This window comes from Rhodococcus sp. IEGM 1318 (assembly GCF_033142465.1).
GTDB classification, from domain to species: Bacteria; Actinomycetota; Actinomycetes; order Mycobacteriales; family Mycobacteriaceae; genus Rhodococcus_F; species Rhodococcus_F qingshengii_B.
Window position 1 is genome coordinate 1 of the sequence record NZ_JAWLSC010000009.1, and the last position, 16,290, is coordinate 16,290.

The following is a 16,290-nucleotide window of genomic DNA, read 5'->3' on the forward strand; positions in this document are numbered from 1 at the left end:
GCTTGACCGTGAACGACAAATCGTCCACCGCTTTCGTCGGTCCGTAAACCTTGGTCAATCCCCTCAGTTCAATCATGTGCAGAACTGTGCCCTACCGACACTGACCAGCGCATCGGTCCGGAGGATGACATGAACCCTGAGATGTGGAGACGGCAGTTCAGGGAAAACCCTGTCCTCGACCGGATCTCGGAACAGCCGCTATATGAGGGTAGTGCGCGTCGAAGTCGCCGTCGAACAATCGCCAGTAGAAGTCGTTCATCTCCGCAGCGGCAGGTGCGTGCCGGGTCAAGATCGCAGCCACCCCCGGTGCCACATCACCTGGGATATGACCTGTGGCGCACCAGCGTACGTACTCGTTGCGGGCGACTGGTCCGCCGCTTGTCGGCCTCGGTACCCCGCAGACCTCGGTCACCAACCAGTTGACCAGAAGCATGGCGGCGTAGTCGGCGTCATGAGTGGCATGACGCCGGGCGAAGTCGTGCTCGGCAGTTGACAGGTCGAAGTGTGGCGATGTGGCCAGTCCGAAGTCGCTGAGATAGATCCGCTCCATATCGGTGCGCATATTGCCGAAATGTCCGTCCATGTGGAGCAACTGTCGATCGCGCAAGAACGCCACGATCTCCGAAAACTGTCGTTCGACTTCGGCAGCCTTGCCGGCCGGGTTGTCCTGCAGCCAATCCGATATCGGGTGTGCGATGTACTCGCAGAACAGTACGAGGCTGCTTGGTGCAGCGGCGAGCGCCTCGAGGCGCGTCCGCACAGCCGGGCTGCCGCTCTGAGCGGCAAGCACCGCGTCGATGTCCGCGTGTTCGGATGCAACAGGTGAGCGGCCGGGCAGCACCCGCCAGTGGTAAAGCATTGGGAAGGACTGTGTTTCGCCGGCCAGAACGGCATCGGTGACGACGACGTTCGCGGCCAGCTCTCGCCATGCGTTGAAGCTTGGCCCTCCAATGCCGTACTGGCAGAACATGGGTAGGTCGAAGAGATTGGACGTGGAGCCCACGTCGGCGAGTTCCCGTTCGCTCAGTGGAATTCGTTTGGTGAATACCGGAACGCCGTTGAGCCTGTTTTCGCCGACACTGACGAGTCCTGCGGCGCCGCCCACTCCGACACTCGTGACGCGAGCGGTGTCTACCAGTTGGGTTAGTTCGGCATCGTTCCGGGAAGCGAGGAATGCCGATAGTTTTCGGTACCGGTCAGCCCTGACATCTGTCATTCCACGACTGTGCCACAGGTTCGTCCGGCTTCGATTTCGCGAAGCCGCTTCTCGAAGTCGCCGATTCTGCCTGTGTCCTCGTAATAGTCTTCCTGCTCGATTATCTTCCCCCACTTGGTTCGAACGAGAAGCACTGTCCGATTTTGGTAGATGACGGCGCCGTCCGGGCCAAGGGCTCGGTCGTCGAATCGGGCGAGCAGTGTCATGCGCCAGAGCGGACCACCGAAATACGCCTCGGTGACCGCGCCTTGAAGCCCCGCGTCGACAAATTCCTGGAGAAACGTCTCGATTTGGCCCTGTCCGGCATGCACTCCTGCCCACCGATGATCACCCTCTGCGAATCTGAGCACCGCGTGGTGTTGATAGGAATTCAACAGCGGCCGGTAGTTGCCGGAATTGAGTGCACGGACGTCGCGTCGGAACTTGCTGATGAGTGCTTTGCGCAGAAGTGATCGCGAGACGATCGCTGTTCCAAGGCCGGCCGCGAACCATCGCTTCATCTTCGAAGCTTGTCGTGAAATCGAATGCCCTGTCAACGAAATGCCGGGGTCTGCTGATATCTGACAGAGAATTGGATATTGACAGTGACTGTCACAATAGGCGAGACTCCCATTATCGAGAATGGCCGGATCTCGGCCGAGGTGGGAGGACGTTGCTGATGTCACTACGGGAGAGACAACGGTTGCAGGTGCGAGCAGACATTCAACGTGCGGCATTCGAACTGTTCGCGCGTGACGGTTTCGAAGATGTGACCACCGAGCAGATTGCGTCGGCGGCGGGGGTGTCGGCGAGCACGTACTTCCGGCACGTTCGTAACAAGGAGGATCTGTTGTTGGATCCGGTCAGGCAGGGAGGTGCCGGAATCGTGACACTGCTCGAGGATCGCCCGGCATCCGAGTCGGCTGATCTTGCGATCTCACGGGCAATCCTCGAGCGTTCCAATGCTTTCGAGTCCTCGGAGATCGATCAGTGGCGATCGGCGTTCCGTACCGCGCCGCACCTGATGGATCGAGTCGCGCTGATCGCGCCCGAACATCGTGATCGGCTGGTCGAGTTGGTGGCACAGCGAATGCAACTCGATCCGGAAAATGACAGCCGCCCAGGACTTCTCGTTCATTTGATGTTGGCTGCGGCGGAGTTCGGCTATCGGCAATGGATACGTCACCCCCAAAAACGCGGGGCATCGCTTCCCGTGTGCGTCGAGGGGGCGCTCGACGCCGTTCGGGGATCCCGGTGGCATACGCAGGACGAAGATGACACGAAAGGTCGTGACCAGTGATGTACGAGGACTCTCAGGGCGCCGTGCCGCCCGTAGCGGATGTGCCCGTAGTGGATGTGGTTGTTGTCGGGTCGGGGGCGGCCGGCATGTCCGCAGCCATCACGGCAGCCCACAACGGACTCTCGACGATCCTCGTGGAGAAGTCCGAATACTGGGGCGGTTCGTCGTCCCGGTCCGGGGGCGGCGTGTGGATTCCGGGAAATTCGATACTTCGCCGCGAGGCGCCGGCAGACGATATCGACTCTGCGCGAACCTATCTGAAGAGCATTGTCGGGGAGGACGCGGACACCGACCGCATTGATACGTATATCGATCGAGGCCCCGAAGCCCTCGATTTCCTGATCCGACATTCGGCTCTGGAGCTCGAATGGGTGAAGGGTTACTCCGACTACTTTCCCGAGGCGCCCGGCGGACTTGCAAGCGGGCGATCGTGCGAACCGCGCCCGTTCGACGCCCGAGCACTGGGCGACGATCTCGCGACACTTCATCCGCCGTACATGAAGGTTCCGCTCAACATGGTTGTCCAACAATCTGACTACCGGTGGCTGAGCACGGGGATTCGGCATTGGCGCGGGCCGGTGCGAATGCTTCGGGTGGCAATGAGATCCCTGGCCGCGAAGGCCAGGAAGAAGAAGTTGATCGGGCTCGGACCAGCGCTCATGGCGGAACTGATGCTCGGAGTTCGGAAAGCCGGCGTGCCGGTGAAACTCGGAACGAAACTTGTGGATTTGGTTACCGACAGCGGACGGGTGGTGGGCGTGCGACTCGAGTCCGGGGGAGTACAGACAACGCTGCGCGCGCGATGCGGCGTCATCCTCGCGTGCGGCGGTTTCGACAACAACGACGACATGCGCAGCGAGTATCAGCGTCGACCGAGTAGTGCGCAGTGGACTCTCGGAGCGCCGACCAATACCGGGGACGGTATCCGAGCAGCTCTGGGCGTCGGCGCAGCAATTTCGTACATGGACGACGCGTGGTGGGCGCCGTCGATTCCACTGCCCAAGGGCCCGTGGTTCGCCTTGGCGGAACGTTCGTTGCCGCGCAGTCTGATGGTCAACGCGGGCGGGAATCGGTTCATGAACGAGTCACTTCCCTACGTCGAAGCGGCGCATGCAATGTTCGGCGGAAAACATGGCCGAGGTGACGGCCCTGCCGAGAATATTCCGGCCTGGCTGATTTTCGATCAGACTTACCGTGACCGTTACCTGTTCGCGGGAGTTCCGGCGCGCGGGCCGATACCTCGGTCGTGGATCGAATCGGGTGCGATTGTTCGAGCCGGGTCGATTGCCGAACTCGCTGCCGAGATCGGAGTACCAGGCGATGCGTTGTCTGCGACGATCACGCGATTCAACAGTTATGCGCGCGACGGAGTTGATCGCGACTTCGGCCGGGGGACAAGTAAATACGACCATTACTACGGTGACTGCACCAACAAGCCCAATCCCAGCCTCGGAGAACTCACCAAGGGTCCGTTCTACGCGGCGAAGATGGTTCCCGGCGATCTGGGAACCAAGGGCGGTATCAACACGGACGCTCGCGCGCGGGCGCTGCGCGCGGACGGTTCGGTCATCGACGGGCTCTACGCCGCCGGAAACACCAGTTCGCCGGTGATGGGTCATACCTATGCGGGGCCAGGCGCAACTATCGGTCCCGCAATGGTTTTCGGCTATCTGGCGGCGCTCGACGCGTTCGCACGCGTTTCTGACAACAGTGGGCGCGAGGCCGGCGAGCGAACAAATGGTTTGGCAGATCGACGCCGATAGGGTTCGCTTGAGCCCGTGACCCACCTCAACATCGCCGACGTCAACTACTTCCTCCCTGATGGTCGACAACTGCTCAGCGGTGTCAGCTTTCGAGTCGGAAACGGTGCAAAAACTGCACTGATCGGGCCCAACGGGACTGGTAAGACGACGTTGCTCCGCATTGTCGCCGGAGACGCCGTCGCTGACGAGGGCGCGGTCACTCGATCCGGAACACTCGGCGTGATGCGGCAATTCGTCGGCCAAGTTCGCGACGAGTCCACCGTGCGCGATCTTCTGTTGTCCGTCTCTCCGGCGCCGATCCGCGACGCGGCGCTGGCGCTCGACACAGCGGAGAACGCGATGATCGATCGCGACGAGGAATCAACTCAAATGAAGTATTCGCATGCGTTGGCCGATTGGGCCGACGTGGGCGGCTACGAGACCGAAGACTTCTGGGACAAGGTCACTACCTCGGCGCTCGGTGTTCCCTATGACCGTGCGAAGTGGCGCGCAGCCAACTCCCTCAGCGGTGGCGAGCAGAAACGGTTGGTACTCGAAGCACTGTTCGCTGGGCCCGACGACGCACTCCTGCTGGACGAGCCGGATAACTACCTCGATGTTCCGGGCAAGCGATGGCTGGAAAAGACGATCTCGGAATCGCCGAAAGTGGTCCTGTTCGTAAGCCACGATCGCGAACTGATCGCCAACGCGGCCACCCACATCGTGACTCTCGAACCGGGAATCGGCGGTGCGACGTCGTGGACTCACGGCGCTGGGCTGGCCAGTTACCACCAGGCCCGCGAGGATCGCAACGCTCGATTCGAAGAACTGCGTCGACGCTGGGACGAGGAGCACGTGAAACTACGTGCCCTGGTTCTGCGATTGCGTGAAAAGGCCAAGTTCAACGACGGCGTCGCTGCGCGTTATCACGCCTCGCAAACCAGGTTGGCGAAGTTCGAGGAGGCAGGACCGCCTGAAGCGATTCCACTTCAGCAGAAGGTGACAGTTCGCCTGGCGGGCGGGCGAACCGCCAAGCGCGCCTTGGTATGTCAGGATCTCGAGCTGACGGGATTGATGAAGCCGTTCGACACCGAGATATGGTACGGAGACCGCGTCGCCGTGCTGGGCTCCAACGGATCCGGGAAGTCGCATTTCCTCCGTCTCCTGGCAGGAGGTGGGACCGATCCGGGGACCGAGCATCTGCCCGTCGAGGCGCTCGACATCGCGCCGGTCGAGCACGGGGGTACCGCGACGCTGGGTGCCCGGGTGCGTCCCGGATTGTTTGCGCAGACACACTCCAGGCCCGATCTGACCGGAAATACGCTGCTCGAGATCCTGCACATGGGCGACGAGCACCGCAACGGAATGGGGCGTGAAGCGGCGAGCCGCGCGCTGGACCGTTACGGATTGTCCCAAGCTGCGGAACAGAAGTACGACGACCTGTCCGGTGGTCAGCAGGCACGATTGCAGATCCTGCTCCTCGAGCTCTCCGGCGCCACGATGTTGTTGCTCGACGAACCGACCGACAACCTCGACCTTCACTCGGCTGACGCGCTCGAGCAGGGCATTGCTCAGTTTGCCGGCACGGTCATCTCGGTCACGCACGATCGCTGGTTCGCGCGCGGGTTCGACAGGTTCCTCGTCTTCGGATCGGATGGGAACGTGTACGAGAGCGAGTCGCCGGTGTGGGACGAGGCCAGGGTCGAACGAGCGCGCTGAGATCGAGCAGCCACTCCCTACCTGGGGAGAGGCGGCAGCTCGTTGATCACCGCGCGAAGGAGGCCCGGATCGCTGCGATCCGATCGAGGCGGGGGACAGCGCGAAAGATCGAGTTGTGTCGGGAAGCGCCACACAACGCGACCTGGATCTACCCTGTTCACCGCCGAGTACCAGTGGGTGAGGGGCGCGGCGAGCGCCGCGTGAAGCTCGAAATGCCGTCGTCGGCGGCTGGGGTCTCCTTCGCGCTGAAGGAGAAGCTGCCCCGGTGACGGTATCGAGATGACGGTCAGATCCGCGAAACCCAGTTCGAGGTGCGCGAAAGCTGTCTCGACTGCCGCGAGCTCGTACTCGAATCGCTCCCGAAGTGCTGCGCCCACCGCAGCGAGACACCAGCTGTAGTGCAGTTTCAGCGGGTCGCTGTCGCAGAGCGCGATACCGGTTCTCGATTCGAGATCTTCCGCTTGCGACCATCGCTTCGAATTGACCGTTGTCCAGTAACTTGCCTGCACTTCGAGGTTGGTTCCATCCGGTTCGAACCCGGTGGGCTGATATTCGGCCACGAATTCCTCGACGACCGATTCATTCGTCATCTGGGCTCGGCACCAAGTGGTCTTGCCGGCGGCGCTGGGTCCTTCTACTGCGATGATCACCAGTTGATTCTCCATAACGATTGGGGCGGTTGGTTTTTGCCCGTTGCCAGGAATCTCTTAACATCCGAAGGGGGCTCCTTCGTGGTCCGACACGGCCTTTTTTCGGTGCGGTGGGTCACAAAATCGCAGTGACGGTTGCCACATAACGGACGGATAACGATCGGTATGATTGAACCTCGAATCAACTAGTTGACCTGTGGTTATTTCTTGAATCTCGACTGAATCTGGTACGGCAGTGCCGGAAAACTGCCCCGTGACCAATCCGTGACCATCGCCTACGGTCGTTGACAGCCCGAAACTACCGGGCAAACACCGACCCGCAACTGCGTGCTTCTGCCCCGCGGGTCCGGTACTCCCGAAACCTTCGCGGGGCAGGAGTGAAACAGACGAGTCGATCGACGAGACGTGAAAGCGTCCGGGCCGACCTCGTCCGCGGTAGCGGAGAGGATTTACCCAATGACCAGCATCACCTTCAAGCGCGCCCTCGGCGCAGTTGCAACCGCAGGCGCAGTCGTCGCGATCCCGCTCGCCATGAGCACCGGCACCGCTTCGGCAGCCGGCCATGACTGGTCCGGAGTCGCAAACTGCGAGTCCTCCGGTAACTGGGCCGCCAACACCGGAAACGGCTTCTACGGTGGTCTGCAGTTCACGCAGAGCACCTGGAACGCATTCGGTGGATCGGGCAACGCTGCCAACGCCAGCCAGGCCGAGCAGATCCGTGTCGCCGAGAACGTTCTCGCAGGCCAGGGCGTCGGCGCATGGCCCGTCTGCGGTCAGTACCTGACCACCGGCACCACCGCAGGCAACTACGAGGCCGCAGCCGCCCCCGTCACCGCTGAGGCTTCCGTCGAGTCGGCTCCGGCAGCAAGCACCGGAAGCGGCAACTACGTGGTCAAGGCAGGCGACACCCTGTCGAAGATCGCTGCTGCACACGGCATCTCGCTCGAGAACCTCGCCAGCCAGGTTCCGAACATCAACCTGATCTTCCCGGGACAGTCCCTCTCGGTCTAGTCTCGTGGCCGTTTAGGTCCTCAATGCGTCGAAATTGTCCGGAGCTGATGCAGCCCCGGACAATTTCGGCGTTTCTGCGTTCGCAATGAGCGTTGCCGCTTCCGTATGGATGGGGTCAAGATCCTGGCGCCACCCAAGAATGTGCAGCGCCGACCCGGCGATGACAGTGGCGTCGGGAATCGGGGTGCCTTCGAGCGCGTCGGCTCGCGCGCTGATCACGCTTTCTACCAGGCGAAACGGAAGCTCGGCCAGGTGCGTTGATGATGGATCGTCAATCGCGTCGAGCACATCCTGGGCGAGTGCCCGGTATTGCTCGCGAAGCCGATCGCGATCGGCTCGGAACGACATGAACCTGTCACTTCTCAGTTCCGGTAAGAGATAAAGGACGCCGAGGTTCCACCGTCCGGTGATCAGTTGTGCCGCGTCGATGTACGAAAGTGCGTACAGCTTGACCTCGGGTGCGGTGTCGAGTGGCCTGAGATTCTCCGCGAAGTCGAGCGCCGGCGTCACGGTGTCGGCGAGCAGTGCAACCAGGATGTCGTCCTTGGTGGCGAAATGGTTGTACAGCGACGCCTGACGCATTCCGACTGCTTCGGCGATGTGGCGTGTGGACGTCGCGGCGAAGCCTCGGGTGGTGAACAGTTCAGCGGCTGCATCCAAGATCTCCGCCCGGGCAGTGCCACCCGGGCGTCGGCGAGCGGTCAGGCGGGGTCGTCCGGGGCCGGCGTTGGTCACGCCTTCCATAGTGGCAGGCTGCGGCCTTACCTGCGGGATGGCCGCCGCTGTGAGCATTCGGTCACGTGCTCGAAACGTACTCAACGAGCCTGTTACAGAATCAGGCGAATCGTATACGCGGGCGTCACCTGCGGCGAGTGGATTTCGCGAAAACTATCAATCGACAGTTATTCGCCTCTGAATCGCTTCGCCGAAGGAGTACGCCGTTGAGTGCAACCACCCCGGCTGCGCAGCCCACCACCGCATCCGCACTCGCCTCTTCGCCTCACGACGACGGTGACCTCGCGGAGTTCGGCTACGAGCAGCAGCTGCATCGATCGCTGGGAAAGTTCGCGTCTTTCGCCGCGGGCTTCTCCTTCGTCTCCATCCTGACCACGATCTTCCAATTGTTCGGCCTCGGTTTCGGTTTCGCGGGTCCGGCATTCTTCTGGACGTGGCCGGTCGTCTTCATCGGTCAGTTCATGGTCGCTCTCAACTTCGCGGAACTTGCTGCCAGATATCCGATTTCGGGTGCCATCTACCAGTGGTCGCGGCGGATGGGTGGTGAGATCGTCGGCTGGTTCGCCGGTTGGTTCATGATTCTCGCTCAGATCGTCACTGCATCGGCCGCCGCGATCGCCTTGCAGGTCGTGCTCCCCAATGTGTGGAGCGGGTTCCAGATCATCGGCGAGGACAGCGCACTCACCTCATCGAGTGGTGCCGCCAACGCCGTGCTGCTCGGATCGGTACTTCTGGTTCTGACCACCTTCATCAACTGCATCGGCGTCAATTGGATGTCGCGTATCAACAACATCGGCGTGACCTGCGAAATCGTCGGTGTCATCGCGGTGATCGGGATGTTCTTCACCCACGCTCAGCGCGGACCGGACGTCGTCTTCGACACCGGCAGTGCCGGCGGTCAGCCCGGATATGCCTGGGCGTGGATCATGTCCGGACTGATGGCTGCCTACGTCATGGTCGGCTTCGGTTCGGCAGGCGAACTGGCCGAGGAGACCCGCAACCCCCGACGCGTCGCACCTCGTACGATCCGCCTTGCACTCTCCGCTTCCGCGCTCGGCGGCGGCTTGATGATCCTCGGCGCGTTGATGGCAGCGCCCTCACTGACCGACGGACGCCTGGCCACCGAAGGTTTGCCGTACGTACTGACGTCTATCCTGAGTTCGCCGTGGGGCACTGTGCTGCTGATCGACGTCTCGATCGCAGTGTTCGTATGCACCTTGGCAATTCAGACTGCTGCATCACGGCTTATGTTCTCCATGGCCCGCGACGGGCGTCTGCCCGCCTCGCCGATCTTGGCAAAGGTGAACCCCCGCACCGGAACACCTATCGCACCGTCCATCCTCATCGGCCTGATCTGCATTGCCGTTCTGGCCGTCAACGTGGGCAACTCGGCAATTTTCGCGACCCTGTCCAGCGTGTGCATCATCTTGATCTACTTGGCATATCTCATGGTGACCGTGCCGCTGTTGGCTCAGCGGCTCAAGGGATGGCCGCGCACCGCTGCCGGCCCCAAGTTCGATGCCGAAGGTGAAAAGCTGTTCTCCCTGGGTATCTGGGGAGTCCCGGTCAACATCGCCGCGGTGGTGTACGGCGCACTGATGGTGATCAACCTGTCCTGGCCGCGGGCCGAGATTTTCAATCCCACCGGCGAATATCCCATCCTGCAGTGGGCCGCGCCCATCACGATAGCGCTGGTCGTGGGGCTGGGAGTCGCCTGCTTCCCGCGCGGCCGCGCCACCCCGAATCCCGTCACGATCGGAGCCTGACCATGACTACCCAGACCACCGCCGGAGCCCGCGAGCATGCCCGGTCCCAAGCGGGAACGATCACCGATTCCATGCCCGTCTTGCCTGCAACTCGTTGGCCGAACCCACCCCAGGACGTCGCCTCGAAGCGTCTGACCTGGGCTGAGACCGTACCGGGTGGGCGATACACGACGAAGGTTCTCTCCCGTGGAACGCGATTGCGACTTCGCGACGTCGTTGGCAGCGCCTGCGCAAACGTCTTGCTCTACCGCGCCGACGCTCCCTGGGAGCGACTCAACGTCGCCGATACGGTCAAGGTTCCGTGGCAGGCCTATCTCGGCGTCGGGCACCCATTGCTCTCCGATCAGGGGCGAGTACTCGCGACCGTCGTCGCAGACACCTCGGGTCACCACGACGCGTTCTGTGGAACGACATCGCGCGCCACCAACGAGGCGAAATACGGTCAGGGTTCGTTGCACAGTGCCTCACCCGCCGGACGCGAACTTTTCACCGTGGCTGCCGCGAAGAACGGACTCGGGCCGCAGGACATAGCGCCTCCGTTGTCGTTCTTCCACGGTGTGCGCGTCGAGGCCGACGGCGCTCTCACCAGCACCGGATCCGCCGGAGCAGGTGCAACGGTTGACCTTCTGATCCACCTGCCCGTCATCGTGATGATCGCCAACACCGCACACCCACTCGACCCGGCGTCGGAGTTTCCCACCACGTCCCTCGAAGTCCTCGCGTGGAATGCGGCCGACGAACTCGACAGCCTTGTCGATCGCGGGCCGGAATATCAACGCGCAGTGCTCAATACCGAAGACGCCTGGACAGCTTCGAACCTGGAGGAGATCGCATGACCACCACTTTGGATGTCCCCGCCCTCGTTCCCGGAACGGTGATCCTCGACGAGATCGCTGACGCGTTCGGGCCGTGGTCAGCGCTCGTTCGTGCCGGCGACGTCCTGACCATCGTCGATCTGCACGGAAATCAAGCCGTCGACACACTCGTCTACGCCGGTGACGATCACAGCGTTCGGTATTCGGCAGCAGCGACTGTCGCCGCCCAGCGGAATCTGTTCCTGACCACAGGCTCCGTGCTCCGCAGTGACGACGGAACTCCGCTCATGACACTTGTTGCGGACGAGGTCGGAAACCACGACACAGTCGGCGGCGCGTGCTCTCAGGAATCGAACACGCTGCGATACGGCCACCACACCAAGCATGAGCACGCGTGCGTCGAGAACTTCCTCGTAGAGGGCGCCAAATGGGGGCTCGGTAAACGGGACCTGGTGTCCAACATCAACTTCTTCATGAATGTCCCGGTCGACCCCGACGGCACGCTCGGCATCGTCGACGGACTGTCGGCGCCGGGAAAGCGGCTCGCGTTGCGTGCCGAACGCGACGCGCTTGTCCTCGTGTCCAACTGCCCGCAGATCAACAACCCGTGCAACGGCTTCGATCCGACGGCCGTCCGCATGATCGTCACACGGCCGGGAGCGGACGAATGAACGCAAAGCTGACCATCGTGCGTCCCGGAATGTTGACGACGGTTCAGGACTATCCCGGACGCGTCCGATATTGGCAGATCGGAGTTCCACCATCGGGCCCGATGGACGACTTGTCGTTTCGGTTGGGAAACACCGCACTCGGAAATCCCGAAGGCGCCCCGGGCATCGAATGCGCGATGGCTGGACCTGCGATGACCTTTGACGAAGACACCACGGTGTGCGTCACAGGCGCCCCGGTGTCGGTAACCGTCGACGGCGTCACACGCGGTCAGTGGCGACCGGTTTTCGTCCCCGCTGGAGCGGTGCTCGACGTCGGAACGGTCAGCGGTCCGGGACTGCGCATCTACGTACTGGTACAGGGCGGAATCGAGACCGACGACTATCTCGGCAGCGCCTCGACCTTCACCCTGGGTAGGTTCGGCGGACACGAAGGCCGGACCCTGCGTGCAGGAGACGTTCTCAAACTCGGACAGGCGACCGGCGCAGCGGGAGCTGTTCCCGCCGAGCATGTTCCGGCGATACACACGTGCTGGGAACTCGCGGTGACCGAGGGCCCGCACGGGGCACCGGAGTTCTTCACCCGCTCCGACATCGACACGCTGTACGCGACCGAGTACGAGGTCCACTTCAACTCCGACCGCACCGGAGTCCGGTTGGTCGGGCCGAAACCTGACTGGGCTCGAACCACCGGGGGCGAAGCGGGCCTTCACCCGTCGAACATTCACGACAACGCGTACTCGATCGGTGCCCTCGACTTCACCGGCGACACACCCATCCTCCTCGGACCCGACGGACCGAGCCTCGGCGGCTTCGTCTGCCCGATCACGGTCGTTTCCGCCGATCGATGGAAGCTCGGACAGTTGGCTCCCGGCAACAAGATTCGCTTCGTACCGGTTCGTGCCGAACGGGCGGCCTCGCGCCGTGACCTGGGAGTATCGCGTCGAGCCTCCAGTTCGGTTGTGCATTCCACCGGCGGTGACGGCGACGACGGCGTCATCGCCCGCCGCGACGGCGACACCCCGGTGACATATCGCCGCTCGGGTGACGACAACGTGTTGGTCGAATACGGCGACATGAATCTCGATCTGGCCCTGCGTGCGCGTGCACACGCGCTGCATCAGCGCCTCGAACTCGAGAAACCGGCCGGACTACTCGATCTCACACCGGGAATCCGCAGCCTGCAGGTCCGCGTCGACCCCGACGTCCTGCCCGTCGGCAAACTGATGGGAATGCTCGCCGAGGCGGAGGACACCTTGCCGGCGGCCAACGAACTTGTTGTGCCCAGTCGCACTGTGCGGATGCCACTTTCGTGGGACGACCCGGCAACGCGTGAGGCGATCCAGCGGTACATGCACGGTGTTCGCGCCGACGCGCCGTGGTGCCCGTGGAATATCGAGTTCATCCGCCGGATGAACGGTCTCGAATCCGTGAACGACGTGTTCGACACCGTCTTCGGCGCCGAGTACATGGTGCTCGGCCTCGGCGACGTCTACCTCGGAGCGCCGGTCGCGACACCGCTCGATCCGCGCCATCGCTTGGTCACGACCAAGTACAACCCTGCCCGCACCTGGACCCCGGAAAACGCCGTCGGGATCGGTGGGGCTTACCTCTGCATCTACGGCATGGAAGGCCCAGGTGGGTACCAGTTCGTCGGACGTACGACGCAGGTGTGGAATCACCGCCACCCCGCGAAGTCGGGCCCGTTCGAGGAAGGCACTCCCTGGCTACTGCGATTCTTCGACCGGATCTCCTGGTATCCCGTCGAGCCGGAAGAGTTGATGGATCTGCGTGCGGACACCGCCGCCGGCCGCGGCGGGGGAGTCGAGATCGAGGACGGAAGCTTCTCGCTGGCCGAGCATCAGGAGTTCCTCGCGTCGAACTCGCGTTCGATCGAGGAGTTCCGCGCGACGCAGTCCGTCGCGTTCGGGGCGGAGCGTCAGCGCTGGTCGGATGCGGGGGAGTTCGCGCTGCCCGGTTGATGGTCGAGTGCGCACCCTTTTCTCAGCAGTAAAGGTGTTCAGTCCGCGGTGGTTGTCATCGTTGGTCATTGTGAAGGTCGACGAGGTGAGCGACACTCAGACATGCGACTCGTGACACTGCCCCAAGGAAGCCTGGACGCCGACGAGTACGGCAGCCGGAACATCACCATGATGCAGCTCGCCCGTTCGGTGGACGGTGGAGAATTCAGGAGCCACTTCGCGTGGTGTCGGCCGAACAGCCTGTTGGGGAAGCATTCTGCGAACCTCTGGCAGCTGTTCGTCGTCGTGGACGGCTCGGGCTGGGTAGCCGAAGACGACGGTCGACGGGTCTCGATGGCGTCAGGCGAGGCAGTGGTGTGGAGCCCCGGCGAGATCCACGAGTCCGGTTCGGATGACGGGATGCTTGCGGTGATAGTGCAAAGCGGCACTCCGTTCACCGGGCTCATCAGCGAGTCAGAGCGCGATTGAACAGATCGATGAACGGGCGAGGCGACGGGGTCCCGGTGGGCCGGAAAGGCGCAGAATCCCTCGACGCGGATACCCACTCGGTTCTGCTCACCCGCGACAAGTCGAGCTGATACCGGGTGTCGGCGGCGAGTCGATGCAGGAAGAGGGTTCCGGTTCGCCCGTTTCCTTCCCGAAACGGGTGGGCATGATTGAGCGTCGAGTACACCGACGCGAGCGCGAACGACGCAGCGCCCTGATCGAGCGTGGCCCAGTCGACGGCGGCGATGATCTCTTCCACCTCGGACAGGTAGTTCCGGATCGCGGAAACCGGAGCAAAGGTGGCCGCGCCCTTCCTGATGTCGACGGTTCTGATGTAGCCGGCCCACTGGTACAGGTCTTGGAAAACATGCTGGTGAAGGAGTAGAAGTTCGACAGTGTCGCCCGTGTGCGGTACCAGTTCGCCTCCGAGATGTGCCTCGCCCAGGCGCAGTGCAGTCGCCGCAAATTCCAGCGACTGCAATGCCGCGGGATCTCGTACGTCGAAGTTGTTCTTGAGTACCGACGTACCGCGATAGACGTACGGCGCTGATCGCCGCCAGCGGATCCGCGGGGGAATCGCTGACGAGAGGCCGACGGCCCGCGCCAACTCCTGCTCGAAATACTCACGCCGAGAAAGCATCCCGATCAGGAAGGCTTCGAGTTCCGCGATCTGCTCATCGCTCGGATCCCAGCCTTCGAGCCGTTCCGCGGCCAGAACCTGTTCGAGCGCAGTGCGATTCACGGGTCGATGTCGGGTAGCGCCGACGCGGACGCGGCGTACTCGAGGCGTCGCTGCACACCTGCTACCTCGCGCACCGCGTTGCTCAGCAAGCTGCGTGAGAGCGGTGTGAGCTCGGAAATCACGACCTCATCGGTTGGTGGCCTACCCGCGGAGAACTGATCGGTCTGGTGGCGGACGCGAATCTGCTGCAGCACCTCGAAAGACTCGATCAGCACCTGGGCGTCGTCGTCGAGTAGAAAACCGCTCCCCGCTGCAGCCTTGAGTCGTTCGAGCGTCGAACTCGTGCGGGCGCCCACGGAAATCCCCGCCCATCGAGCGATGTTCACGATGGGTTGGACTGCGCTGGCCTTGAGGTCGACAGTTCCGGTCCGACGCGTCATCACGTCCTTGAATGAATGAAGTTTTGCCTTGTCGCCGACCGCTTCGCGAAGTAGTACACGCATCACGGCCGGATGCAGTCTCAGTTGATCCAACGCTGCAGGGCGAGGATCCAGCGCCGGGTCGCCCGCGACGACGCGGGCATCCGCCAGCATCGACAACATGACGAGCGCTTGGTCCTGGTACGGATTGGAGACCCATTTTCGCAGCGCAGTGCGCCATTGTGGCAGCGTTCGAGCAAACCTGGCCTGGGTGGCGACGGCGTTCTTGGTGTCTCGCGGGAACCCACAGAGATCGAGGATGTCGTGGATGCGCTTCGCCGCGTCGGCACCCTCATGATGGGATTCACCGCCCCACACCAGCGCGCTGTCGATATCCGAAGACGGGAGCGCTTCACGCCGCGCGACGCTGCCGAGCGAAAGCCACGCGAAATCCGGTCGTTCGTCACCGCCAACCACCAACTCTATGGCTCGCCTGACTGTGACGTCGATCAGTACGGCGAGCGTCGCGCCGATGTCGAGCGGTGAGACCCGCGACGCCACCAACTCCGTCACCAGAACCGGTACGGCACGGGCCGTTTCGATGAGGTGCGCGTCGTCTTCCGCCGTGGCGAGTGCTGCTCGCAGTTCGAAACCCTGATTGGTGGCCGAAGTCAGGAGGTCACTGAGTTCGAGCACACCCATCAATGTGCCTGCATCGGTCACCACCGGGAGGTGGCGTAATCCGTACTCGAGCATGTCGGTAACCGCGTCGGCGCCCAGTCGATCAGGGTCGACTGTCACCGCAGACGGCGTCATCACCGTCGAAACCGGCTGATTGCTGTCGACGCCACCGACTGCCACGCGAGCTCGCAAGTCACCTTCAGTGAAGATTCCGAAACCGGTTGTCTCCGTCGGGATCACAACAGCGCGGCGTCCCGCGTCGGTCATCAACTTCGCGGCCTCACGGATGGTGGCCTGTTCGCTGCAGACAATTGCGGGTCCGCGCAACAGGTCTCGTACCCGGCGCATGGCGGGACTCTGCATGCCTTGCCCCGCCGAGTGCCCCGTCATGGGGTCATTGTCTCAGGTGTATCCGTTTCAGGTCGGCAGAGGGTGAGAA

General features: G+C 62.6%; 15 protein-coding genes. 9 read left to right on the plus strand and 6 right to left on the minus strand.

The window, feature by feature from the left end; translation table 11 throughout:
• Positions 1-157: 157 nt before the first annotated feature.
• Positions 158-1,216 carry a serine/threonine protein phosphatase gene (locus R4P65_RS20620; RefSeq protein ID WP_317827927.1) on the minus strand — a complete coding sequence of 353 codons (1,059 nt, stop codon included), beginning with the start codon at positions 1,214-1,216 and terminating at the stop codon, positions 158-160.
• Positions 1,213-1,716, minus strand: a complete 504-nt coding sequence (locus R4P65_RS20625; protein WP_317827928.1) for a hypothetical protein — start codon at positions 1,714-1,716, stop codon at positions 1,213-1,215. Before R4P65_RS20625 ends, R4P65_RS20620 begins: the two co-directional genes overlap by 4 nt.
• Positions 1,717-1,874: 158 nt before the next feature.
• Here R4P65_RS20625 and R4P65_RS20630 point away from each other — a divergent pair, with 158 nt between their 5' ends.
• Genes R4P65_RS20630 through R4P65_RS20640 form a run of 3 tightly spaced genes read left to right on the plus strand, consistent with a single transcriptional unit; the run spans position 1,875 to position 5,956 of the window.
• Complete coding sequence (locus tag R4P65_RS20630) at positions 1,875-2,495, plus strand: TetR/AcrR family transcriptional regulator (RefSeq protein ID WP_230815488.1); 621 nt, start codon at positions 1,875-1,877, stop codon at positions 2,493-2,495.
• Positions 2,495-4,258: a 3-oxosteroid 1-dehydrogenase gene (gene kstD / locus R4P65_RS20635; protein WP_317827929.1), complete on the plus strand. Its 1,764-nt coding sequence runs from the start codon at positions 2,495-2,497 to the stop codon at positions 4,256-4,258. The genes R4P65_RS20630 and kstD overlap by 1 nt, the downstream gene beginning before the upstream one ends.
• A 15-nt stretch (positions 4,259-4,273) precedes the next feature.
• Positions 4,274-5,956, plus strand: coding sequence for an ATP-binding cassette domain-containing protein (locus R4P65_RS20640; protein WP_317827930.1), 1,683 nt, complete (start codon positions 4,274-4,276; stop codon positions 5,954-5,956).
• A 17-nt stretch (positions 5,957-5,973) separates the two neighbouring features.
• Here R4P65_RS20640 and R4P65_RS20645 read toward each other — a convergent pair whose 3' ends face one another.
• Positions 5,974-6,621, minus strand: coding sequence for a hypothetical protein (locus R4P65_RS20645; RefSeq protein ID WP_317827931.1), 648 nt, complete (start codon positions 6,619-6,621; stop codon positions 5,974-5,976).
• A gap of 441 nt (positions 6,622-7,062) precedes the next feature.
• Here R4P65_RS20645 and R4P65_RS20650 point away from each other — a divergent pair, with 441 nt between their 5' ends.
• The gene (locus tag R4P65_RS20650; RefSeq protein WP_003944949.1) at positions 7,063-7,617 is read left to right on the plus strand and encodes a transglycosylase family protein; all 555 of its coding nucleotides are present in this window, start codon (positions 7,063-7,065) and stop codon (positions 7,615-7,617) included.
• Between the two features lie 12 nt (positions 7,618-7,629).
• Here the strand turns inward: R4P65_RS20650 and R4P65_RS20655 are convergent, their stop codons facing one another.
• Complete coding sequence (locus tag R4P65_RS20655; protein WP_317827932.1) at positions 7,630-8,361, minus strand: TetR/AcrR family transcriptional regulator; 732 nt, start codon at positions 8,359-8,361, stop codon at positions 7,630-7,632.
• 197 nt (positions 8,362-8,558) lie between these two features.
• Between R4P65_RS20655 and R4P65_RS20660 the strand changes: the two genes are divergently transcribed.
• From R4P65_RS20660 to R4P65_RS20680, 5 genes are all read left to right on the plus strand, one after another.
• Complete coding sequence (locus tag R4P65_RS20660; RefSeq protein WP_317827933.1) at positions 8,559-10,118, plus strand: amino acid permease; 1,560 nt, start codon at positions 8,559-8,561, stop codon at positions 10,116-10,118.
• Positions 10,119-10,120: 2 nt separating this feature from the next.
• The gene (locus R4P65_RS20665; RefSeq protein WP_317827934.1) at positions 10,121-10,954 is read left to right on the plus strand and encodes an urea amidolyase associated protein UAAP1; all 834 of its coding nucleotides are present in this window, start codon (positions 10,121-10,123) and stop codon (positions 10,952-10,954) included.
• The gene (locus R4P65_RS20670; protein ID WP_317827935.1) at positions 10,951-11,604 is read left to right on the plus strand and encodes an urea amidolyase associated protein UAAP2; all 654 of its coding nucleotides are present in this window, start codon (positions 10,951-10,953) and stop codon (positions 11,602-11,604) included. Before R4P65_RS20665 ends, R4P65_RS20670 begins: the two co-directional genes overlap by 4 nt.
• Positions 11,601-13,583 (plus strand): 5-oxoprolinase/urea amidolyase family protein, encoded by a 1,983-nt coding sequence (locus R4P65_RS20675; protein ID WP_317827936.1) that lies wholly within the window; start codon positions 11,601-11,603, stop codon positions 13,581-13,583. The genes R4P65_RS20670 and R4P65_RS20675 overlap by 4 nt, the downstream gene beginning before the upstream one ends.
• Before the next feature lie 102 nt (positions 13,584-13,685).
• Entirely contained in the window at positions 13,686-14,051 is a 366-nt protein-coding gene (locus R4P65_RS20680) for an AraC family ligand binding domain-containing protein (protein ID WP_317827937.1), read from the plus strand.
• Here R4P65_RS20680 and R4P65_RS20685 read toward each other — a convergent pair.
• Both R4P65_RS20685 and R4P65_RS20690 read right to left on the minus strand, forming a co-directional pair.
• On the minus strand, positions 14,029-14,811 hold the full coding sequence (locus R4P65_RS20685) for a Fic/DOC family protein (RefSeq protein WP_317827938.1): 783 nt from the start codon (positions 14,809-14,811) through the stop codon (positions 14,029-14,031). The two genes, R4P65_RS20680 and R4P65_RS20685, sit on opposite strands and share 23 nt — an antisense overlap.
• Entirely contained in the window at positions 14,808-16,241 is a 1,434-nt protein-coding gene (locus R4P65_RS20690; RefSeq protein WP_317827939.1) for a putative nucleotidyltransferase substrate binding domain-containing protein, read from the minus strand. The genes R4P65_RS20685 and R4P65_RS20690 overlap by 4 nt, the downstream gene beginning before the upstream one ends.
• Positions 16,242-16,290: the final 49 nt, after the last annotated feature.